The following is a 21,466-nucleotide window of genomic DNA, read 5'->3' as shown; positions in this document are numbered from 1 at the left end:
CCGGTCACTATAACTAGAACGCGTTTCGATGGGAGCCCGGGTCGACCTTCTCGTCGACGTCCCGCCCGTGGACTCCTCCGGGGGGAACTGGTATCAGTGGCCGTATCTGATGAACCGTCAGAGAAGTAGTCGCTCCGGGGAGGCAGTCGCCATGACCGAGCTCGTGGAACACGGACAGCTGTTCATCGGCGGGGAGTTGACCGACCCCCTGGGCAAGGACGTCATCGAGGTGATCTCGCCGCACACCGAGGAGGTCATCGGGCGCGTGCCGCACGCCTCGACGGCGGACGTGGACCGGGCGGTCGCCGCCGCGCGGAAGGCGTTCGACGAGGGGCCCTGGCCGCGGACGACCCTCGACGAGCGGATCGAGGTGGTCGGGCGGATCAAGGACGCGATCGCCGTACGGCACGAGGAGATCGCCCGCGTGATCTCCTCCGAGAACGGGTCGCCGTACTCCTGGAGCGTCCTCGCGCAGGCGCTCGGCGCGATGATGGTGTGGGACGCGGCGATCACGGTCGCGCGGAACTTCACGTACGAGGAGACGCGCGACGGAGTCCTCGGCCGCATCCTCGTGCGGCGCGAGCCGGTCGGGGTCGTCGCCGCGGTGGCCCCCTGGAACGTCCCGCAGTTCGTGGCGGCCGCCAAACTCGCACCCGCGCTGCTCACCGGCTGCACGGTGGTGCTGAAGCCGTCGCCGGAGTCACCCCTCGACGCGTACATCCTCGCCGACATCGCGCGCGAGGCCGGACTGCCGGAGGGCGTCCTGTCCATCCTCCCGGCGGACCGCGAGGTCAGCGAGTACCTGGTCGGGCATCCCGGCGTCGACAAGGTCTCCTTCACCGGCTCGGTGGCGGCGGGCAGGCGGGTGATGGAGGTCGCCGCGCGCAACCTCACGCGCGTGACACTGGAGCTGGGCGGCAAGTCGGCGGCGGTGGTGCTGCCGGACGCGGACGTGGAGACGGCGGTCGCGGGGATCGTCCCGGCGGCCTGGATGAACAACGGGCAGGCGTGCGTGGCCCAGACCCGCATCCTGCTGCCGCGTGCGCGCTACGAGGAGTTCGCCGAGGCCTTCGCGGCGGCGGCGGGCGCGCTGGTGGTCGGCGATCCGCTGGACCCGGCGACCCAGGTGGGCCCGCTGGTGGCGAGGCGGCAGCAGCAGCGCAACCTCGACTACATCCGCATCGGCCAGGAGGAGGGCGCGAAGATCCTCACCGGCGGCGGGCGTCCGCCGGGCCTGGACCGCGGCTGGTACGTCGAACCGACCCTGTTCGGCGACGTCGACAACTCCATGCGGATCGCCCGTGAGGAGATCTTCGGCCCGGTCATCTGCCTGCTCCCGTACGGCGACGAGTCCGAGGCCGTGAAGATCGCGAACGACTCCGACTACGGGCTCAGCGGCAGTGTGTGGACGGCCGACGTCGCCCGCGGCGTCGAGGTAGCCCGCCAGGTCCGCACCGGCACCTACTCGGTCAACACGTTCAGCCTCGACATGCTCGGCCCCTTCGGCGGCTACAAGAACTCCGGACTGGGGCGGGAGTTCGGGCCGGAGGGCTTCGGCGAGTACCTCGAGCACAAGATGATCCACCTGCCGGCGGGCTGGGAGGGCTGAGAGGCCATGGGCGACCGCTGGCAGATCGAGGTCGACCGCTCCCTGTGCATCGGCTCGGCCCAGTGCCTCCACCACGCCCCGGACGGCTTCCGCCTCGACACGGGCCGCCAGTCCCACCCCGTCGACCCCGAGGCCGACGCCAACGAGAAGATCCTCGCGGCGGCGGAGGGCTGCCCGGTCGAGGCGATCATGATCGCGCTGCTGGGGAGCGGGGAGCCGGTGTTTCCTCCGGAGGACTAGCCGGTTCCGGGCGCCGAACCCGGCCGGCGATCCGGCGCCCTAAAAAATCATGGTTCAGGGGGTTTTGTCCCTGAATAAAAGTTCTATTCTGGAAGAGGCCTACGGGACGAGTGAGGGAGTTCGACCGGAGTAGCCGACTGTGGCGAGACGCTTCGGCATCCGCCGTTGCCGACGTCGACGGTCGGGCTGAGAGGCCGGAAGGCAGTAGTCGGGCCGGAAGGCGACCCCCAGCACCTGATCCGGGTAATACCGGCGAAGGGAACCCGTCTCGTAGGTTCTTCGCGTGCCTAGACCCGGCTGTCGTTGTCCGGGTCCGTCAGGTCGATCAGCCGGCACACCGTCTCGATGTCGATCTTCACCTGGGCGATGGAGGCACGCCCCGACAGCCAGGTGATCAGCGCCGAGTGCCAGGTGTGCTCGATGACCCGGACCGCCGACAACTGCTCCGGCGTCGGATTCTCCAGCCCCATCGCGTCCAGGACGATCACCGTGGTCTGACGGGAGACCTGGTCGACCTCCGGACTCACACTGCGGTCCGCGAACGTGAGCGCGCGGACCATCGCGTCCGCCAGATGCGGCTCACGCTGCAGCGCCCGGAAGGCCCGCATCAGCGTCTCCGCCACCCGCTCCGCCGCCGTCTCGCCCGTCGGCGGCTTCTTGCGCAGCGTGCCGTGCATGTGCTCCAACTGGTCCTGCATGGTGGCGACCAGCAGATGCACCTTGGACGGGAAGTAGCGGTACAGCGTGCCCAGCGCCACCTGCGAGGACTCCGCGACCTCCCGCATCTGCACCGCGTCGAAACCGCCCCGGCTGGCCAACTGCGCGCTCGCGTGCAGGATGCGCCGCCGACGCGCCTCCTGCCGCTCGGTGAGCGGCGGCGAGTCGGTCCGCGCGGTACTGGCATCCACCTTGGCCATCTGGTTCACCTTGGCTTCCGCAGGCATGGGTCCCGCTCCGTGACAGTCGGTGAGGGCGAGTGATCGCACAGCATGCCAGGGGCCGCCGGTCGTGGCGTGAATCACCTGATCCACCGCTCACTGTGCCCCTACCTGCCGGTAGATTCAGAGCCTCTCGAACGATCAAGTCTGAAACTTGTTCTAGATTAGCGTCCCGGCGTAATCTCGCGGGACAGTGCAGGCAGAAGGGGGCCCAGAGTGACCGCTGAGGCCAGTCAGGCGGGGCCTCCCGAGGGACCCGACACCGACGGCGAGCGACCGCTCCGCATCGCACTCCTCACATACAAAGGGAACCCGTTCTGCGGGGGACAAGGCGTCTACGTACGGCACCTCGCACGCGAGCTGGCCCGCCTCGGCCACACCGTCGAGGTCATCGGCTCCCAGCCCTACCCGGTCCTCGACGAGGGCCACGACGACCGCGTGAGCCTCACCGAGCTGCCCAGTCTCGACCTCTACCGGCATCCCGACCCCTTCCGCACCCCGAAGCTCGGCGAGTACCGCGACTGGATCGACGCGCTCGAAGTCGCGACGATGTGGACCGGCGGCTTCCCCGAGCCGCTCACCTTCTCGCTCCGCGCCCGCCGCCATCTGCGCGCCCGGCGCGGCGAGTTCGACGTCGTGCACGACAACCAGACGCTCGGCTACGGCCTGTTGGGCGACGTCGGTGCCCCGCTGGTCACCACGATCCACCACCCCATCACCGTGGATCGCCGGCTGGAGCTGGACGCGGCCGACGGCCTGCGGCGCAAGTACTCCATACGTCGCTGGTACGGCTTCACGCGCATGCAGAAGCGGGTGGCCCGCCGCCTGCCTTCCGTGCTCACCGTCTCCGGCACCTCCCGCCAGGAGATCGCCGACCATCTCGGCGTACGCGACGACCGCATCCACGTCGTCCACATCGGCGCCGACACCGACCTGTTCGCACCGGACCCCTCGGTGCCCGTCGTGCCGGGCCGGATCGTGACGACGTCCAGCGCCGACGTGCCGCTCAAGGGCCTGGTCTTCCTCGTCGAGGCACTGGCGAAGGTACGCACCGAGCGCCCCGACGCCCACCTCGTCGTCGTCGGCAAGCGGCCCGCGGAGGGCCCGGTCGCCCAGGCGATCGAGCGGTACGGCCTCGAAGGCGCCGTCGACTTCGTCAAGGGCATCTCGGACGCCGAACTCGTCGACCTGGTGCGCTCGGCCGAGGTCGCGTGCGTGCCGTCGCTGTACGAGGGCTTCTCCCTCCCCGCCGCCGAAGCCATGGCCACCGGAACACCGCTGCTGGCCACGACCGGCGGCGCGATCCCCGAGGTCGCCGGCCCGGACGGCGAGACCTGCCTCGCGGTACCGCCGGGCGACTCCGGCGCGTTGGCGGCGGGCCTGAGCCGGCTCCTGTCCGACCCGGAGCTCCGAGCACGACTGGGCGCGGCCGGCCGCGAGCGCGTACTGGCCCGCTTCACCTGGGCCCGCGCCGCACAGGGCACGGTCGCCCGCTACCGAGAGGCAATAGCCCGCTCCGCGGGCGAGACCACCCCTCTCCCGGACGCCCGGTTCCGCTCGCGCCCGGCGGCCCCCCTCGCGGCCCCCGCCCCGAGCCGCTCCGCGCCCACGCCACCCGGCCGCTCCGCGGCCCCCGAAGTTGCCGACGTTGTATCCGATCCCGAAAGCAGGGCCACGTGCTGACCGTCGACTTCTCCCGGTTCCCGCTCGCCCCGGGCGACCGCGTCCTGGACCTCGGCTGCGGCGCGGGCCGGCACGCGTTCGAGTGCTACCGGCGCGGCGCCCAGGTCGTGGCGCTCGACCAGAACGCCGAGGAGATCCGCGAGGTCGCCAAGTGGTTCGCGGCGATGAAGGAGGCGGGGGAGGCCCCGGAGGGCGCCACCGCGACAGCCATGGAGGGCGACGCCCTCGCGCTGCCCTTCCCCGACGAGTCCTTCGACGTCGTCATCATCTCCGAGGTGATGGAGCACATCCCCGACGACAAGGGCGTACTCGCCGAGATGGTCCGGGTGTTGCGGCCCGGCGGCCGGATCGCCGTCACCGTCCCGCGTTACGGCCCCGAGAAGGTCTGCTGGACGCTGTCCGACGCCTACCACGAGGTCGAGGGAGGCCACATCCGCATCTACAAGGCGGACGAGTTGCTGGCGAAGATCCGCGAGGCGGGCCTCAAGCCGTACGGCTCCCACCACGCCCACGCGCTGCACTCGCCGTACTGGTGGCTCAAGTGCGCGTTCGGCGTCGACAACGACAAGGCGCTGCCGGTGCGGGCGTACCACAAGCTGCTGGTCTGGGACATCATGAAGAAGCCACTCGCGACCCGGGTCGCCGAGCAGGCGCTGAACCCGCTGATAGGCAAGAGCTTCGTGGCGTACGCGACCAAGCCCCACCTGCCGCGTCTCGCCGGGACCGAGGTGGCCGCCAAGTGACCACCCCCCGGACAGAACACCTCGTCCTGCCCGGGGTCCTCACCGCCGAGGAGGCCGCCGCGACCGTCGCCGGCATCCTCGCCGTGCAGCGGGAGGACGGGGCGATCCCCTGGTTCCGGGGACACCACCTGGACCCGTGGGACCACACCGAGGCCGCGATGGCCCTGGACGCGGCGGGCGAACACGAGGCCGCCGAGCGAGCCTACACGTGGCTGGCGAGACACCAGAACGAGGACGGCTCCTGGTACGCGGCGTACGCCGACGGGGCCCACGACGACGTCACCGACAAGGGCCGGGAGACGAACTTCGTCGCCTACATAGCCGTGGGCATCTGGCACCACTACCTCTCCACCGGCGACGACATGTTCCTCGACCGGATGTGGCCGACGGTCTACGCGGCGATCGAGTTCGTCCTGCGACTCCAGCAGCCGGGCGGTCAGATCGGCTGGAAGCAGGAGGACGACGGCACGCAGACCGCGGACGCTCTGCTGACCGGCTCCTCCTCGATCCACCACGCGCTGCGGTGCGCGCTCGCCATCGCCGAGCAGCGCGAGGAGCCGCAGCCGGACTGGGAGTTGGCGGTCGGTGCGCTGCGGCACGCGATCCGCCGCCACCCGGAGCGGTTCCTCGACAAGGACCGCTACTCGATGGACTGGTACTACCCGGTGCTGGGCGGCGCGCTCACCGACGCGGAGGCCAAGTCCCGCCTGGAGGCGGACTGGGACCGCTTCGTCGTCCCCGGTCTCGGTGTGCGCTGCGTCGTGCCCAACCCGTGGGTCACGGGCGGCGAGTCGGCCGAACTCGCCATCGCCCTGTGGGTGATGGGCGAGTCCGACCGCGCGCTGGAGATCCTCCAGTGGATCCAGCACCTGCGGGACCCCGAGTCCGGCCTGTACTGGACGGGTTTCGTCTTCGAGGACAAGGCCATCTGGCCGAGGGAACTGACCACGTGGACGGCCGGCTCCCTGCTCCTCGCGGTCGCCGCCCTCGGCGGCGACGAGGCGACCTGCACGGTCTTCAGCGGCGACCGCCTGCCGAGGGGCCTGGACCCGGACTGCTGCGACTGAGCACTTCCCGGGGCAGGTCGGTGCCGCTGCTCGGGGGCCCTTCGGGCCTCCGGTGGGGCAGGTCAGTGCCGGTGTACGCGGTTGGCGATGGCGTGGCCGACGAAGAGGTAGACGACCGCGGCCAGGCCGTAGCCCGCGACGACCCGCGCCCAGGCCTCGTCGAACGTGAAGAGGTCGTGGGACCAGCCGGCGAGCCAGCGGGCGACGTCGTGGATGAACTGCACGAAGTCGTTCGCGCGGTTCGCGTCCATCAGATACATCAGGATCCACAGGCCCAGGATGAAGGCCATGATGTCGGCGACGACGGCGATGATCGTGCCGGCCTGGTTGGAACCGTTGCGATATCGAGGGGACATGCTCCTCGGGTTGCCGCTCAATCCCGGATGAAACCCGAACCGGCTTGACCGGGCACGTCGTGGGCGTTCATCGTGCACGTTTCTTTCGTTCAACTGGCGTTGGATCTATGGTCGTTCGGGGGTAAGGGTCGTCATCGACGATCCTGGCCCACCCTGGGGGGAGAACGCCGGTGTCCGCGAACAGACCCGCTCCGCTGGAGCCTCGTTTGGCCGTCATCAGACCCGCGCGCGGCCGCCTGCGCAGAGCCCTGGCGGTCGCGCTGCCCGTCCCGCTCCTCGGCCTGGTGCTGCTGATGGCGTCGGGGCATCTGTTACTGCCGTTGCAGAAGGTCGTCACGATCGAGGCCAAGATGGCCTCCAAGCGGGACTTCTTCGAGGATCCCGAAGTCGAACGGCTGCTGCTGAAGCACGGCTTCCGGGTGCACATCACCCGCATGGGGTCCCGGGAGATCGCCAACCAGGACATCAAGGGCTACGACGTCGTCTTCCCGTCCGGCCAGCCCGCCGCCGACCTGATCACCCGCGAGCGCGCGGCGGCCGACCGCCCCGTGACGACGTACCGCCCCTTCGTCAGCCCCATCGTGCTGGCCACCTACCGGGAGTACGCGGAGGCCCTGCGCGGCGTGGGTGTGGCCGATCCCCAGCCTGACCCGGACGGCCGACCTCTCTACTACACCCTGAACATGGAGGAGTTCCTCAAGCTGACCAAGGACGGGAAACGCTGGGACGACATCGACATCTCCCAGCAGGGCGTCCGCAACGGCAACAAGATCCTCGCCCAGTCCTCCGACATCTGTGAGGCCAACTCCGCCAGCACCTACCTCGGTCTGGTCGCCTTCATGGAGAACAAGAACGACGCCCCGGACACCGAGGCGGAGGCCGAGAAGCTCGCCCGCAGCATCAAGCCCCTCCTCGTCGAACAGGGCCTGCCCTCCTCGGAGAAGGCCGAGACCTACCTGTCCGCCGACGGCAAGAGCATCTCGCCGATCGCGGTGATCTACGAGCACCAGTTCCTGGCCCACCAGATCCAGTACGAGGCGGAACACGGCACCCCCGACAGCGAACGCGTCCTGCTCTACCCCTCCACCCGCTTCGTCACCGAGCCCCAGCTCGTCGCCCTCACCCGGGACGGTGACCGGCTCGGCGACCTCGTCGCCGGGGACCCCGAACTCCAGCAGCGGGCGATGGAGTTGGGCTTCCGGGTGCGTGACGCCGGCAGTGACGCGACCGGCGACGGGTTGGCCGACTTCCTCGCCGAGCGGAACATCCCGGCACCCGTCACCTCCACCGACGACACCAAGGCCGTACTGCCCCGGCTGTCCCTGCTGGAGCGGATGATCCAGATCGTCGGCGACTGCCCGCCCGCCGAGGGCGCCGAGTGAGGGGCAGAGCAGCAGTCCTGACGCTGTGCACGGTCCTGGTCGCCACCCTGCTCTCCGCCTGCACCGGCGACGGCGACGGCGGTGACGAACGGGTCCGGCTACGCGTCCTCGCCAGTCCCGATCTCGCCGTACTCACCCCCCTCCTCGACGAGTTGGCGGACGAGACCGGCGTCGAACTCGACCTCGACCCCCGGGCCGACGCGGAGACCCGGCTCGCCGCGTCCCGCACCGGGTACGACCTCGCCTGGCTCTCCTCCGACCGCTATCTGCTGCTGCGCGACAAGCGGTCCGCGCAGGCGATGCAGCGCACACCGACCATGACGTCCCCCGTCGTCATCGGCCTCGCCCCCGACACCGCCCGGGCCCTGCGCGCGGGCGTGCCCGGCTCCCGGCTCACCTGGGCGGACGTCGCCGACGCCGCCGCGAAGGGCGAGGTCCGCTTCGGCATGGCCGACCCCCGCAACGCGGGCAGCGGGCTCGCCGCCCTGGTCGGCGTGGCCACGGCCGCCGCCGGCACCGGTGCCGCCCTGCGCACCGAGGACGTCTCCTGCGACCGGCTACGCGGCTTCCGCTCCGGCCAGACCCTCACCGCGGCCACCTCGCCCGCCCTCGTCGACTCCTACGCCGCCCACCAGGACCGGGCCGACGCGCTGATCGCGTACGAGTCCGACCTGCTCGCCCTCAACGACTCGGGACGGCTGAAGGAGAAACTGACGGTCGTCCGCCCCGAGGACGGCATGATCCTCTCCGACTTCCCCCTCCTCCTGCTCGACCCGTCCCGCCGCGCCGCCTACGACAAGGTCACCGAGTGGCTGCGGCGCGACGCCGTACAGGAGGAGATCATGCACAGCACCCTGCGCCGCCCGGTCAGCGCCACGGTGCCCCGGGACGCCCCCCTGCGCGCACCGATCGGCAACGCCCTCTACTTCCCCGACCAACCAGCCGTACTGGAACGCCTGTTGGCGGACTACGGCGACCCGAACCACCGCACCGCCGGCCAGGTCGTCTTCCTGCTCGACTTCTCCGGCTCGATGCGCGGCACCCGTATGGCCGCCCTGCGCGAGGCGTTCGCCGGGCTCAGCGGCGCGGACTCCTCGGCGACGGGCAAGTTCACCCGGTTCTACCGGGGTGAGCACCTGACCGTCGTACGGTTCGGCGGTCGTGTCCTGGAGGAGCGGACGGTCACCGTCAACGGCCCGAAGGACCTCGACGCGCTCTCCGACACCGTCGCCCGCGGCGGCTACGGCGACGCCACCGCCGTATGGTCCGCCCTCGACCACGGCTACCGCACCGCCGCCGACGCGGTCGCCGCCGACCCCGGACGTTCCGTGTCCGTGGTCCTGATGACCGACGGCGAGAACAACGCGGGCCTGACCTACCCGGAGTTCGTACGCCACTACGAGGCGCTGCCCGCCGCCGCGCGCGAAGTCCCCACCTACTCCGTCCACTTCGGCGAGGCCGACGCGGGCGAACTGCGCCGCGCGGCGGCGAAGACCGGCGGGCGGATGGTGGACGCCGACGACTCGTCCCTTTCCGAGGCCTTCAAGGAGATCCGTGGCTGTCACTGATGGACTGTGGTGGAGCGCGTGGTGGCCGTGGATGACGGTCTGGCTGGTGACGGCGGCGGGCCTCGTGGTGCTCGCCGCCGTCCTGCTGAGGCACGCGCGGGAGGCCCGGCGGCGGGCGGCGGCACGGCAGACGGCGTACAGCATCTGCTTCTACCTGGACGGGAAGTCCGTCATGGACCTCTACCAGGTCAGCCACTACAGCGAGGCGCTCGAACAGGCGGTGGAGCACCGCACCAACGTCAACACCAGCGTCGGCTTCCTCGGGAAGCTCATGCCGTGGACCGTCAAGGCCGGCCGGGTCGTCACCCAGGAGAAGTTCACCAAGTACGTCCAGAAGAACGAACCCATCAACGTCATAGGGATGCTGATGGACGCCCTCGACCGGGCCGACGCCATCGTCCACGCCGACCTGCGCACGGGCGACGTACGGCCCAACCGGGCTCTCACCGACGCCCTCGACGGCGACACCCGGATCGCGCTGAGCGACATCGACGAGTTCGTCTCGGTGCGGGGCCGCTTCGTGATGGACCCGGACACCTCGCAGGGCATCGTCCTGCGCGCCGCGTACACCGATCCGCAGGCACCGCCGTACGTCAGGGTCGTCGGCGCCCGCGAGGGCCTGCGGCGCGAGACCATCCCGGAGGGCACCTTCACCGCCCGCTGCCTGGGCAAGATGACCGGCTGGCGACAGGACACCGGAGAGGTGACGCTGGAGGCGATCGCGATCTTCCGCTGACGGGTGACGGGTGACGGGTGACCGCCGACCGGCTAGGAGTTGAGCTCGGCGAGCACCCGCAGGGTGTGCCGGTCCGGGGACATCGCCAGCAGGTCGGTCACCGGCCCTTTTCGCCACGACTCCAGGCGTTCCGCGATGCGTTCGCGCGGTCCGACGAGGGAGATCTCGTCGGCGAACGCGTCCGGCACGGCGAGCACGGCCTCCTCCCGGCGGCCGGACAGGAACAGCTCCTGGATCCGCCGCGCCTCCTCCTCGTACCCCATGCGCGCCATCAGATCGGCATGGAAGTTGCGGGCCGCGTGCCCCATCCCGCCGATGTAGAAGCCGAGCATCGCCTTGACCGGGAGCAGGCCTTGGGCCACGTCGTCGCAGACCTTCACCTGTGCCATGGGCGCCACGAGGAAGCCCTCAGGGAGGTCGGCCACCGCCTCCCCGTACGCCTCGGGCCGGCTCGGTGACCAGTACAGCGGCAGCCAGCCGTCGGCGATCCGGATCGTCTGGGCCACGTTCTTCGGCCCCTCGGCGCCGAGCAGGACCGGGAGGTCGGGGCGGAGAGGGTGGGTGATGGACTTGAGCGCCTTGCCGAGACCGGTGCCGTCCGCGCCCCGGTAGGGGTGGGAGTGGAAGCGGCCGTCCAGCTCAACCGGTGCTTCCCGCCCGAGGACTTGGCGTACGACGTCGACGTACTCGCGGGTCGCGGTCAGCGGCGACCTCGGGAACGGACGCCCGTACCAGCCCTCGACGACCTGCGGGCCGGACAGCCCGAGGCCGAGCATCATGCGGCCGCCGGAGAGGTGGTCCAGGGTGAGGGCGTGCATGGCCGTCGTGGTCGGGGAGCGGGCCGCCATCTGGGCCACCGCCGTGCCGAGTTTGATGCGGGAGGTCTGCGCGGCGATCCAGGTGAGAGGGGTGAACGCGTCCGAGCCCCACGACTCGGCGGTCCACACGGAGTCGTAGCCGAGCCGCTCGGCCTCCTGCACGAGCGGAACATGGTCCGGGTCGGGTCCGCGGCCCCAGTAGCCGAGCGTGAGACCGAGCCGCATAGCTGCCTCCTGACCTGGTGCCGGCCGAGGGGCGACTGTACGACAACGGCCCCCCGCCCGGAAGGGCGAGGGGCCGCGCGTCGAAGAACAGGGGTCAGCCGCGCTGGATCCCCGAGGTGTCCTGCAGCACACCACGACGACCGTCCTGCGTCTGCGCGACCAGCGCACCGCCACGCTGCTCGACCGCCAGGTACCAGGTGCCCGGGGCGAGTTCGGCGATCGGCGTCGGCGAGCCGTCCTCCGCGAACAGCGGACGCGGCACCGGCACGGCGAACCAGAACGGCGAGAACTCCGGGGACGGCGGCTGAGCCTGCCCCTGCTGCTGCGGCGGCTGAGGCTGCTGCGGCTGAGGCTGAGGCTGCGCGCCGAAGGGCTGACCGGGCTGCGGCTGGCCACCGTACGGCTGCTGCGGCTGGGCACCGGGGTAGCCGTAACCGCCGGGGGGCTGGGCGCCGTAGGGCTGCGGGGCGGCCGGCTTGGGGGCGGGGATGAGGGCGGCCTGCAGGGCGGGGACCAGGGGGGTGGCGACGGCGGCGCCGGCCAGCAACAGCGCGCCGATCAGGCCGAGGATGAGGCCGCTGCCGGTGCTGATGTCCGCTCCACCGAGATCGTCGCTGAACGCGCCCAGCGGGTCGATGATCGTCCAGAACGAGGTCCACGCGGCGAAGATCGCCAGTGCGACACCCAACTGCCCCAGGTCGAGCCCGACGACCTTGCGCGGCTGCGGGAGCGCGCGGGCGACGACGATCAGGGCCGCCCCGATGATGCCTCCGATGTACAGGCTCATCACCAGGCCGAGGTTCTCCCAGGCGTTGGGGATGTCGCCGCCGCCGCTGTCGCTGGAGTACGTGTCGAGGAACGACGCGATGAACAGCAACACCGCTGCTCCGATCACCACGCCGTCGCCTCGAGTGAGGGAGCGGATATTCACTTCAGGGTCCTTCGTAGGTCGTCTCGTCGTCGGTAGAGGCGTCGCTGTCACCATGTCGCCGTCAGGCCCTGGTGTGAAGCGCGGGGGTGGCCCCTCATCGTGGGGACGACACTATCGTCCGCCAGAACAGGGTGTCCGCCCGGATCAGCGCACCGATCACTACCCGCGCAGGAAACTCACGATTCCCTCAGAGATCCCTTGCGCCGCTTTCTGCCGCCACGCACCACTGGTCAGCAGTGCCGCGTCCTTGTTATCGCGCATGTTGCCGCACTCGATGAACACCTTGGGAACCGTTGACAGATTGAGACCGCCCAGGTCCGTGCGGGTGTCGAGTCCGGTGCCGTCGCCGATGTAGTTGGAGGGCGCGCTGCCCGTGGCGCGGACGAAGTTGCCCGCGATGCGCTCACCGAGTCCGCGCGAGGGCGCGACGATCGCGCGGGTGTCGGCGGCGCCCGCGTGCACGCTGCCCGGCAGGATGACGTGGAAGCCGCGGTTGCCGGCCGCGGAGCCGTCCGCGTGGACCGAGACGACGGCGTCCGCGTGCGCCGCGTTGCCGATCCGGGCGCGCTCGTCCACGCACGGGCCGTAGGGCCGGTCGCCGTCCTGGGTCAGTTTCACCGTGGCGCCCTGCTCCTGGAGCAGCGTGCGCATCCGGTGGGCGACGTCGAGCGTGAACTCCGCCTCCGTGTAACCGGAGTTGGTGGACGTGCCCGTGGTGTCGCACTCCTTCGAGTTCGTGCCGATGTCCACCTTGCGGTTGATCTCGGCCGTGTGCCGGAAGTTGCCCGGGTTGTGGCCCGGGTCGATGACGACGACCTTGCCCTTGAGGGGGCCGGAGGCGGCGGGCGCGGAGGTGGTGGGGGTCGCGGAGGTCTCGTTCGGCTTGGCGTCGTCGATGGCGGAGGCCGTCGGCGCGGATGTCCTCGGCGAGGCCGACGTGCTCGACGACGCGGGCGTCCCGACCGCCCCCGCCGATCCTCCGTCGGATCCGCCCACCGCCTCGTACACCAGCCAGCCGAGCAGCGCGCCCGGCACGAGCGCGGCGACCGCGACGGTCAGCGGGCCGCGCCGGGAGCGGCGGGGCCGGGCAGGTTCGAAGTCCGGGCCTACGTACGACACGACTGCCACCTTACGGGCCGACCACCTGCTCCGCGGACCCCGGCACCCGACGGAGCAGAGGCCCTTGGAGCGCTGCGGAGCCGATCGTGGCTCCGGGTCAGAGCCCTGGCCCGGTCCGCCGCAGCACCCGCAGTGAGTCCGTCACCGAGACCTCCGTGAACGCGCCGGACGCCAGAGCCCGGAGGTAGAGGCGGTACGGGGCCTGGCCGGTGAACTCGTCCACCGGGTCCGGGAACACGTCGTGGATGACGAGCAGTCCGCCCTCGGCGATATGGGGCGCCCAGCCCTCGTAGTCGGCGTTCGCGTGCTCGTCGGTGTGGCCGCCGTCGATGAAGACCAGGCCGAGGGGGGTGTCCCAGATCTTCGCGACCTGCGGCGAGCGGCCGACCAACGCCACCACGTGCTCCTCAAGTCCGGCGCGGTGCAGCGTGCGGCGGAAGGTCGGCAGGGTGTCCATCAGGCCGAGCTCGCGGTCGACCGTCTCCGGGTCGTGGTACTCCCAGCCCGGCTGCTGCTCCTCGCTGCCCCGGTGGTGGTCGACGGTGAGCGCCGTGACGCCGGCCTCGCGGGCCGCGTCGGCGAGCAGGATCGCGGACCGCCCGCAGTACGTGCCGACTTCGAGAAGCGGCAGCCCGAGGCGCCCGGCCTCCACGGCAGCCGCGTACAGGGCGAGGCCCTCACCGGCGGGCATGAACCCCTTCGCGGCCTCGAAGGCGGCCAGGATCTCGGGCTTGGGGGCCGCGGGCATGGGGGTCCTCTCGGTCGTACGTCCTTCCGGGCGCCCATGGTGCACCACGCCCCCTGTCCTGACGCACCACACCCCCCGTCTCGTGGGCGACGGGGGGTGTGAGGAGCGGGCGTGAGGAGGGGATCGTCAGGCGGAGACGCTCTCGCCCGGCAGCGTCAGGTCCAGGGCGACCGCGCGCTCGTCGCCCGCGTGGCTCGCCGCGGAGGCGAGCGGGCCGTGTCCGGCGGCCTTGGCGGCCAGGACGTACGGACCCTGGGCCGGGACGGCGAGGGTGTAGCTGCCGTCCTCGGCGGAGAGCGTCGCGCCGGCCTGGCGGCCGCGGCGGTCGATCAGGGTGACCCTGGCGCGCGCGACCGGAGTGCCGGAGGAGTCCAGGACCCGGCCACGGAAGCCGCGCAGAGCCTCCTCGGCGCGCTCCAGGTTGGCGTCCTCCTCGCTGCTCGCGCGCAGCTGCGGCTTGGCCGCCGGGCGGTTGCGGGGCAGGAGGAGGGCCATCAGGAGACCGACCGCCACCGCGCCGGTCGCGATCAGGAAGGAGACCCGGAAGCCGTGCATGGTCGGGATCGCGACGCCGTTCACGTTGTTCGCCGTGTTGGCGAGGACCATGCCGATGACGGCGCTCGACACCGACGTACCGATGGAACGCATCAGCGTGTTCAGGCCGTTCGCGGCGCCCGTCTCCGACGCCGGGACCGCGCCGACGATCAGCGCGGGCAGGGAGGAGTAGGCGAGGCCGATGCCCGCACCGAGGATGACGGCGATGACGAGGCTCTGCCAGGGGGCGCTCATCAGGCCGAGGCCGGCGCCGTAGCCGATCGCGATGATCAGCATGCCGAGGATCAGGGTGACCTTGGGGCCGTACTTGGCCGACAGACGGGCATAGACGGGGGCCGTGAACATCATGGTCAGGCCGAGCGGTGCCACGAGCAGGCCCGCCACGACCATCGACTGGCCGAGCCCGTAGCCGGTGGCCTTGGGCAGCTGGAGGAGCTGGGGCAGGACCAGCGAGACGACGTAGAACGAGACGCCGACCATGATCGAGGCGAGGTTGGTGAAGAGCACCGCCGGGCGGGCCGTGGTGCGCAGGTCCACCAGGGGGGCCTTCAGCCGCAGTTCCATCACGCCCCACAGGACGAGCACGACGGCGGACGCGCCGAACAGGCCGAGCGTGGTCCCGGACGTCCAGCCCCAGTCGCTGCCCTTGGTGATGGGCAGGAGGAAGAGGACGAGGCCCGCGGAGAGGCCGATCGCGCCGAGGACGTCGAAGGTGCCCTTCGCGCGCATCGGGGACTCGGGTACGACGAGGAGGGTGAGCGCGATGGCGAGGGCACCGAGGCCGGCGGCGCCGTAGAAGAGGGCGTGCCAGTCGGCGTGCTGCGCGACCAGGGCCGCGGCGGGCAGGGCGAGGCCGCCGCCGACGCCGATCGAGGAGCTCATCAGGGCCATCGCCGAGCCGAGCTTCTCGCGGGGCAGCATGTCGCGCATCAGGCCGATGCCGAGCGGGATCGCGCCCATCGCGAAGCCCTGGAGGGTACGGCCCGCGATCATCGTGAGCAGGTCGCTGGTGAGGGCGCTGACAAGCGCGCCGACGACCATCACCGAGAGGCTGAGGATCAGCATGCGGCGCTTGCCGTAGAGGTCGCCGAGGCGGCCCATGATCGGCGTGGCGACGGCGCCGGAGAGCAGGGTCGAGGTCAGCACCCAGGTGGCGTTGCTCGGCTCGGTGTCCAGCAGCTGCGGCAGATCCTTGATGACCGGGACGAGCAGGGTCTGCATCACCGCGACCACGATGCCCGCGAAGGCGAGCACCGGGACCACGGCCCCGCTCGCTCTGCGTACGGGCTGGTCGGTCGACGTGTGCGTCATGGAGTGGGGCCTCCAGGCCGGGGGTCAGATGGTCCCGTGCGGGTTACGTGCGGGTGTGCGTGCGGGGACACGTGCGGGGATACGTGCAGGGTGAACCCGTGCGCCTGGGCAACTATTCCGATGCTTCGGCCTACTAACGATTTCTTTGTCTTCTCTTGGGGAAAGAGGCCCGCGGCGCGGCGCTGCCCGGGGGACGTGGGGGAACGCCGCGCGGCGTGCCGCCGACCCAAGCGATCCCTGAGCGGTCTGCCTGGTGACGTAGGACCAAATCCCGATGCCAGAGGCGCAAGCGGGTTGAGAGCATGACCGGCATGCTGGAAGCCGCTGACGTCACCCGCGTGCCCCGTCGCCGTACCGCGCCGCCGACCTGGCTGGTCGTCGCGCTCGCGTGTGCCGGACAGTTCCTGGTCGTGCTCGACGTGTCCGTCGTGAACGTGGCACTGCCGTCGATGCGGACCGACCTGGGGCTGAGCCAGCAGGGGCTCCAGTGGGTCGTCAACGCCTACGCCATCGCCTTCGCCGGGTTCATGCTGCTCGGCGGGCGGGCCGGAGACCTCTACGGCCGTAAGCGGATGTTCCTGGTCGGCCTCGGCCTGTTCACCGTGGCCTCGCTGGGCGGCGGACTCGCCCAGGAGGGCTGGCAACTGCTGGTGGCCCGCGCCGCGCAGGGGCTCGGCGCGGCGGTGCTCGCGCCCTCGACGCTCACCATCCTCACGTCAGCCGTCCCGGAAGGCGCCGCACGCGCGCGTGTCATCGCGACCTGGACGGCGGTCGGCGCGGGCGGCGGAGCGGCCGGCGGACTCGTCGGCGGGGTCCTGGTGGACGTGCTGTCGTGGCGGTGGGTGCTGCTGATCAACGTGCCGGTGGGGGCGGTCGTGCTCCTCGGCTCGGTGGTGTGGCTGGTCGAGGGAAGCGCGGGGGACGGGCGGCGGCTCGACCTGCCGGGCGCCCTGCTGGTGACGGCGGGGCTCGCCACCCTGGCGTACGGCATCTCGCAGACCGAGGCCGAGGGGTGGTCGGCGGCGGCCGCCCTGGTACCGCTGCTGGCCGGGATCGCGCTGATCGGGTGCTTCCTCGCCGTCGAGGCCCGTACGGCGGCTCCGCTGATGCCGCTCGGACTGCTCAGGGTGCGGGCCGTGGCGTCCGCGAACGTGGCGATGTTCCTGTGCGGCTCCGCGATGTTCTGCATGTGGTTCTTCATGACGTTGTACGCCCAGAACGTGCTGGGCTACTCGCCGCTGGACGCCGGTCTCGCGCTGGTGCCGAGCTCCCTGGCCGTGGTCGTCGGCTCCAAGCTCGCGCCGCGCTTCATGCGGCGGGCCGGGGCACGTGCCGTGGCGGTGCTCGGCACCCTGGTCGCGGTCGCCGGGTTCGGCTGGCAGTCGACGATGACCGCGGACGGGGCGTATCTCACCACCATCATGATCCCGGGGATCCTGATGATGCTGGGCGCGGGTCTGGCCGCGACGCCGCTCGCCGCGCTGGCCACGGCGGGGGCCGCGCCGGGGGAGGCCGGGCTGGTGTCGGGGCTGGTCAACACCTCGCGCACGATGGGCGGTTCGCTGGGGCTCGCGGTCATGTCGACGATCGCGGCGGCCCGTACGGCGGGGCGCGGCTCGCCCGAGGCGCTGACGGAGGGCTACGCGCTGGCGTTCCGGACGGGGACCGGGGTGCTGGCCGGCGGGGTGGTGCTGATGCTGTTGTGGCTGCCGCGAAAAGTCGCCTCGGAGTGAGGTGAGGGGGCGGTAGCCGCGGGCGCGGTCGCAGCCGCGGCTACAACCGTGGTCGCAGTCGCAGCCGTGGTCGCAGCCGCACTGATTGCGCGGCGCCCGAGAAGTCGCCGTGGAGTCGGGCCGAGACCGCGTGCGCGATCAATTTCGCCCAGTGAGGCAACGGTCCGGGCGGTCCATGGACTCCTTTACACATGCAGGAGGTGCCCATGGGGGATCGCAAGGAGGCTCGGGACAAGGAGTTCCAGAGCTTTGTCATCGGCCGCTGGCCGCGGCTGATGCGGACGGCATTTCTCCTCACGGGGGAACAGCACGCCGCGGAGGACCTGGTCCAGTCGACACTCGAACAGGTCTATGTGGCCTGGCGCAAGGTCGGCTCGGCGGACGATCCGGAGGCGTACGTACGGCGCGTGATGATCAACGCGCACGCACGCAAGCACCGCAGGCGCCTCAAGGAGTTCCTGGCGCCCAAGGACGACTCGGGGCTGGTGCGCGAGGTCGCCGACAGCGGTGACCGCATCTCCCAGGCGGAAGACCGCAACGCGCTGCTGAAGGCGCTGGCCCAACTGCCCCCGCGGCAGCGGGAGACGGTGGTTCTGCGCTACTGGGAGGACCTGACCGAGACACAGACGGCCCAGGCGATGGGCTGTTCGGTGGGCGCGGTGAAGAGCAACGCGGCCAAGGGGATCGCGAAGCTCCGCGCCATACCGGGTCTTGCCGAGATGGTGACGAGCGGAGGGCGGAAGTGATGAGCGCGGACCGGGAGACGAACAGCGACATGACGAACAGCGACATCGCCGTCCTGCTGGCCGACGCCACGGACGAGGTCGAGATCGGCATAGCCCCCTACCAGGCGGTGATCCGCGGCGGCCGTCGCCGCAGGGCGCGGCGCTGGGCGGTGGCGGCGGCCACGACCCTGGTACTGGCCGGCTCCTCGGCCACGCTGGCGGCGGCCGGGCTGCAGGGCGGGGACGAGGAGCCGGTGAGGCCACTGGCCACGCATCCCGTCCCGTCGCCGAACGTGTTCGACGCCAAGCGGACCACGCTGGCGACCGGAACCGAGAACGGCCAGGCATGGAAAGTCCTGATCGACGTGTGGCCGGCGCCGCGTGACGAGGTGGAGGCGCAGGGCGAGCTGGACGCGATGACCGAGTACGGGGACCGCCCCGTAGACGTGGACAAGGCCTCCGACCTGGTCGGCAAGGGCGCGTTCTTCGTGCACCGGCACGCGGGTGACAAGGATCTGACGGTGTTGCAGGACCTGATCACCGCGGAGGACGGCATGTCCGGCACGGACCTCCAGGCCGCGGCGCTCCCCCTGACGTCCAACTCCGAAGATCCCGAGCGCCTGGTCATCGGACAGGTCGCCAAGACCGCCCAGCAGGTCACCTGCACCTGGAAGGACGGCACGACCACCAAGGTGACCAAGCCGGCACCGAGCGAGGAGGTCAACACCGAGACCTCGGCGATCCGCACGGCGGAGGGCTCCCCGGTGAACTGGTTCGTTTGCCTGGCGCCGAAGGGGACCGCGTACAAGTCGGTGGCGGTGACGGGGTAGCGGCGACGCGGTGAGCCCGGCTACAGCCACCCCTGCTGCCGGGCCTCCCGCATCGCCTCCGTGCGGTTGCGGGTGCCCGTCTTGCCGATGGCGGCGGAGAGATAGTTGCGGACCGTGGACTCCGAGAGGTGGAGCTCGGTGGCGATGTCGGCAACGGTCGCGCCGTCCGCCGAGGCCTTGAGGACGTCGCACTCGCGGGGCGTGAGGGGGTTTGGAACTGCTGTGGCTGGGGTGTGTTGAAGAGCGTTCTGGTGAGTGGGAGTGAGTGCTGGTGGTCGATGTCGTGTCGCGTGCCTCGGTCGTGGGCCGGTTTCAGTCTGGAACTTACGTTCTCTCGTCGAATGCGTGACCTTCGTGGGAGGTGCTCGTTTCTCATGGCGACGGGATCTTCGGGTGGGGGGTGACAGGGGTGGGTGGGCTGCGGAGTGTGGCGGCGCCGTTCGTCGCGTCCGCACGGGTGTGGCTGTCCGGACCCGCCTCAAGCAGCTGACGCCCAGTGATGAGAAGGTGCTGCGTCTGGTGGGCGCGCATCTGGGGTCGCTGGCGGCGAAGGACCTCAAGGCGCGTTGCCGGGACGGCCTGGAGCATTCCGGTGAGACGTGGGCGGTGCGTAAGCGGGAGCTGACTGCGCTGTCGTCGTCACGGTGGGCGGGCAGCATCACCAAAGCCACGCACGACCAGTGGGCGCTGGCCCGCCGCTGCCAGCTCGCACACATCCACAACCTGGAAGCCGGCGTCCGTACCATCGAGGACCGGCTGTCCCTGCCCGTCGGGCAGAAGGGGACGAAGAAGACGCCCGGGGGTTACCGGTCGGCGCGGGAATGGCACGCGAAGTCGCGGCGCCTGCGGGTACTTCAGGACCGGCTGACTGTCGCGCGGGCCGACCGCGAGGTGGGCATCGTCCGTGTCGTGCGCGGCGGCAAAGCCTTGGCCCGCACCCGCCACCACCTGGAGGCGGCCCAGCTCACGGAGTCGCAGTGGCGTGGGCGCTGGGAGGCGGAGCGCTGGTTTTGCCAGGCGGACGGCGAGTCCGGCAAGCGCCACGGCAACGAGACCATCCGTATCAGCCCCGAACGGCGAGGCGAGCATCAAGCTCCCCGCACCGCTCACCCATCTGGCCAACGCCCCGCACGGCCGCTACATCCTCGCCGGCAGGGTCGCGTTCGCGCACCGGGGCACCGAGTGGGCCGACCGCGTCGCGGCCGACCGGGCCATCGCCTACCGCATCCACTACGACACCGGCCGGGACCGCTGGTACCTGACCGCCTCCTGGCAGATCCCACCCACCCCCACCCTCCCCATCGAGGCCGCCCTCGCGCACGGGGTGATCGGCGTCGACATGAACGCCGACCACCTTGCCGCCTGGCGCCTGGACATCCACGGCAACCACTGGCAGCCCCCGCCGCTTCTCCTACGACCTGACCGGCACCGCACTCCACCGTGACGCCCAGGTTCGGCACGCCCTGACCCGTCTCCTGCACTGGGCCCGCACCTGTGGTGTGAAGGCGATCGCGGTCGAGGACCTGGACTTCGGCGCGGACAAGACCCGGGAGAAACACGGCCGCAGGAAACGCTTCCGCCAGCTGATCTCCGGCATGCCCACCGGCAAGCTCCGCGCCCGGCTGGCGTCGATGGCCGACCAGACCGGGATCGCGGTCATCGTCGTGGACCCGGCCTACACCAGCCGCTGGGGCTCCCAGCACTGGCAGAAACCCCTCACCAGCACAACCGGCACCACCACCCGCCACGACGCAGCCGCCGTGGCCATCGGAAGGCGCGCCCAGGGACACCCGATCCGGCGACGGACGACACCGCCCCCACATGACCGGAGTGATCGTGCGGGGCATCGGACCGTCCAGGCCGGCCGGCGTTTTCCTGGGCGTGAGGAAACCCGCCCCCGCACCCCCGGACCACGGACACGATCCGTGCCGCCCGGACGCGCAGCGAACGCGGGCAACCAGAACGCCCAACACCGTCCGGGGCGTTCGGCCGAGCATGAGACCTGGCAACAGGACTCACTCCCGCTCAGTCTCTAGTGCCGCATCAGCGAACCTTCGCCCCGTCGGAGCGAGCGTTCGGTTTGGACGCTGGGCCGGTGTGCAACTGAGCGGTCACTGGCCGCGGGTCCTTCCGGCTCCAAAACCGTGTG

General features: G+C 71.0%; 18 protein-coding genes, 2 pseudogenes and 1 riboswitch. Of the genes and pseudogenes, 12 read left to right on the top strand and 8 right to left on the bottom strand.

Going from position 1 to position 21,466, the window contains the following annotated elements; genetic code table 11:
- Nucleotides 1-151: 151 nt before the first annotated feature.
- Both ACFWWR_RS13500 and ACFWWR_RS13495 read left to right on the top strand, forming a co-directional pair.
- Nucleotides 152-1,609, top strand: coding sequence for an aldehyde dehydrogenase (locus ACFWWR_RS13500; protein WP_383866847.1), 1,458 nt, complete (start codon nucleotides 152-154; stop codon nucleotides 1,607-1,609).
- A gap of 6 nt (nucleotides 1,610-1,615) precedes the next feature.
- Complete coding sequence (locus ACFWWR_RS13495; protein WP_384303326.1) at nucleotides 1,616-1,849, top strand: ferredoxin; 234 nt, start codon at nucleotides 1,616-1,618, stop codon at nucleotides 1,847-1,849.
- 102 nt (nucleotides 1,850-1,951) lie between these two features.
- Nucleotides 1,952-2,127, top strand: a riboswitch (TPP riboswitch).
- Nucleotides 2,128-2,136: 9 nt separating this feature from the next.
- Here the strand turns inward: ACFWWR_RS13495 and ACFWWR_RS13490 are convergent.
- Nucleotides 2,137-2,793 carry a TetR family transcriptional regulator gene (locus ACFWWR_RS13490; RefSeq protein ID WP_383866851.1) on the bottom strand — a complete coding sequence of 219 codons (657 nt, stop codon included), beginning with the start codon at nucleotides 2,791-2,793 and terminating at the stop codon, nucleotides 2,137-2,139.
- Between the two features lie 210 nt (nucleotides 2,794-3,003).
- Between ACFWWR_RS13490 and ACFWWR_RS13485 the strand changes: the two genes are divergently transcribed.
- The 3 genes from ACFWWR_RS13485 to ACFWWR_RS13475 are packed head-to-tail and all read left to right on the top strand — an operon-like array spanning nucleotide 3,004 to nucleotide 6,280.
- Complete coding sequence (locus ACFWWR_RS13485; RefSeq protein ID WP_383866853.1) at nucleotides 3,004-4,470, top strand: glycosyltransferase family 4 protein; 1,467 nt, start codon at nucleotides 3,004-3,006, stop codon at nucleotides 4,468-4,470.
- On the top strand, nucleotides 4,464-5,213 hold the full coding sequence (locus ACFWWR_RS13480) for a class I SAM-dependent methyltransferase (protein ID WP_217240608.1): 750 nt from the start codon (nucleotides 4,464-4,466) through the stop codon (nucleotides 5,211-5,213). The genes ACFWWR_RS13485 and ACFWWR_RS13480 overlap by 7 nt, the downstream gene beginning before the upstream one ends.
- Nucleotides 5,210-6,280, top strand: a complete 1,071-nt coding sequence (locus tag ACFWWR_RS13475) for a prenyltransferase/squalene oxidase repeat-containing protein (protein WP_384303324.1) — start codon at nucleotides 5,210-5,212, stop codon at nucleotides 6,278-6,280. Before ACFWWR_RS13480 ends, ACFWWR_RS13475 begins: the two co-directional genes overlap by 4 nt.
- A 62-nt stretch (nucleotides 6,281-6,342) precedes the next feature.
- Here ACFWWR_RS13475 and ACFWWR_RS13470 read toward each other — a convergent pair whose 3' ends face one another.
- Complete coding sequence (locus ACFWWR_RS13470) at nucleotides 6,343-6,636, bottom strand: hypothetical protein (protein WP_383866857.1); 294 nt, start codon at nucleotides 6,634-6,636, stop codon at nucleotides 6,343-6,345.
- A gap of 206 nt (nucleotides 6,637-6,842) precedes the next feature.
- Between ACFWWR_RS13470 and ACFWWR_RS13465 the strand changes: the two genes are divergently transcribed.
- Genes ACFWWR_RS13465 through ACFWWR_RS13455 form a run of 3 tightly spaced genes read left to right on the top strand, consistent with a single transcriptional unit; the run spans nucleotide 6,843 to nucleotide 10,322 of the window.
- Nucleotides 6,843-8,018 carry a hypothetical protein gene (locus ACFWWR_RS13465; RefSeq protein ID WP_384303322.1) on the top strand — a complete coding sequence of 392 codons (1,176 nt, stop codon included), beginning with the start codon at nucleotides 6,843-6,845 and terminating at the stop codon, nucleotides 8,016-8,018.
- Nucleotides 8,015-9,586: a substrate-binding domain-containing protein gene (locus tag ACFWWR_RS13460; protein WP_384303320.1), complete on the top strand. Its 1,572-nt coding sequence runs from the start codon at nucleotides 8,015-8,017 to the stop codon at nucleotides 9,584-9,586. Before ACFWWR_RS13465 ends, ACFWWR_RS13460 begins: the two co-directional genes overlap by 4 nt.
- Complete coding sequence (locus ACFWWR_RS13455; RefSeq protein WP_384303318.1) at nucleotides 9,573-10,322, top strand: hypothetical protein; 750 nt, start codon at nucleotides 9,573-9,575, stop codon at nucleotides 10,320-10,322. The genes ACFWWR_RS13460 and ACFWWR_RS13455 overlap by 14 nt, the downstream gene beginning before the upstream one ends.
- A gap of 32 nt (nucleotides 10,323-10,354) precedes the next feature.
- Here the strand turns inward: ACFWWR_RS13455 and ACFWWR_RS13450 are convergent, their stop codons facing one another.
- The 5 genes from ACFWWR_RS13450 to ACFWWR_RS13430 all read right to left on the bottom strand — a co-directional run bounded on the left by ACFWWR_RS13450 (nucleotide 10,355) and on the right by ACFWWR_RS13430 (nucleotide 16,029).
- The gene (locus tag ACFWWR_RS13450; RefSeq protein WP_384303316.1) at nucleotides 10,355-11,365 is read right to left on the bottom strand and encodes an LLM class F420-dependent oxidoreductase; all 1,011 of its coding nucleotides are present in this window, start codon (nucleotides 11,363-11,365) and stop codon (nucleotides 10,355-10,357) included.
- A 94-nt stretch (nucleotides 11,366-11,459) separates the two neighbouring features.
- Complete coding sequence (locus tag ACFWWR_RS13445) at nucleotides 11,460-12,296, bottom strand: hypothetical protein (RefSeq protein WP_384303314.1); 837 nt, start codon at nucleotides 12,294-12,296, stop codon at nucleotides 11,460-11,462.
- Between the two features lie 159 nt (nucleotides 12,297-12,455).
- On the bottom strand, nucleotides 12,456-13,415 hold the full coding sequence (locus ACFWWR_RS13440) for an N-acetylmuramoyl-L-alanine amidase (protein ID WP_384303312.1): 960 nt from the start codon (nucleotides 13,413-13,415) through the stop codon (nucleotides 12,456-12,458).
- A 97-nt stretch (nucleotides 13,416-13,512) separates the two neighbouring features.
- Nucleotides 13,513-14,163, bottom strand: coding sequence for a class I SAM-dependent methyltransferase (locus tag ACFWWR_RS13435; RefSeq protein WP_384303310.1), 651 nt, complete (start codon nucleotides 14,161-14,163; stop codon nucleotides 13,513-13,515).
- A gap of 126 nt (nucleotides 14,164-14,289) precedes the next feature.
- Complete coding sequence (locus ACFWWR_RS13430) at nucleotides 14,290-16,029, bottom strand: MFS transporter (protein WP_383866872.1); 1,740 nt, start codon at nucleotides 16,027-16,029, stop codon at nucleotides 14,290-14,292.
- A 302-nt stretch (nucleotides 16,030-16,331) separates the two neighbouring features.
- On the opposite strand from ACFWWR_RS13430, the gene ACFWWR_RS13425 reads away from it, so the two are divergent.
- From ACFWWR_RS13425 to ACFWWR_RS13415, 3 genes are all read left to right on the top strand, one after another.
- A complete protein-coding gene (locus ACFWWR_RS13425) occupies nucleotides 16,332-17,762 on the top strand; it encodes an MFS transporter (protein WP_384303308.1) in 1,431 nt (476 codons plus the stop codon).
- Nucleotides 17,763-17,968: 206 nt separating this feature from the next.
- On the top strand, nucleotides 17,969-18,508 hold the full coding sequence (locus tag ACFWWR_RS13420; protein WP_384303306.1) for a SigE family RNA polymerase sigma factor: 540 nt from the start codon (nucleotides 17,969-17,971) through the stop codon (nucleotides 18,506-18,508).
- On the top strand, nucleotides 18,508-19,317 hold the full coding sequence (locus tag ACFWWR_RS13415; protein ID WP_383866878.1) for a hypothetical protein: 810 nt from the start codon (nucleotides 18,508-18,510) through the stop codon (nucleotides 19,315-19,317). The genes ACFWWR_RS13420 and ACFWWR_RS13415 overlap by 1 nt, the downstream gene beginning before the upstream one ends.
- Nucleotides 19,318-19,337: 20 nt before the next feature.
- Here the strand turns inward: ACFWWR_RS13415 and ACFWWR_RS13410 are convergent.
- Nucleotides 19,338-19,538 (bottom strand): annotated as a pseudogene (locus ACFWWR_RS13410) (response regulator transcription factor); the annotation flags it as partial.
- Nucleotides 19,539-19,726: 188 nt separating this feature from the next.
- Between ACFWWR_RS13410 and ACFWWR_RS13405 the strand changes: the two are divergent.
- Nucleotides 19,727-21,353, top strand: a pseudogene (locus tag ACFWWR_RS13405) (IS200/IS605 family accessory protein TnpB-related protein).
- Nucleotides 21,354-21,466: the final 113 nt, after the last annotated feature.

It is taken from the genome of Streptomyces sp. NPDC058678, assembly GCF_042714835.1.
In the GTDB taxonomy this organism is placed as follows: Bacteria; Actinomycetota; Actinomycetes; order Streptomycetales; family Streptomycetaceae; genus Streptomyces.
Note: the sequence above shows the minus strand (reverse complement) of the source record. Positions and strands in the feature narration are given on the sequence as shown.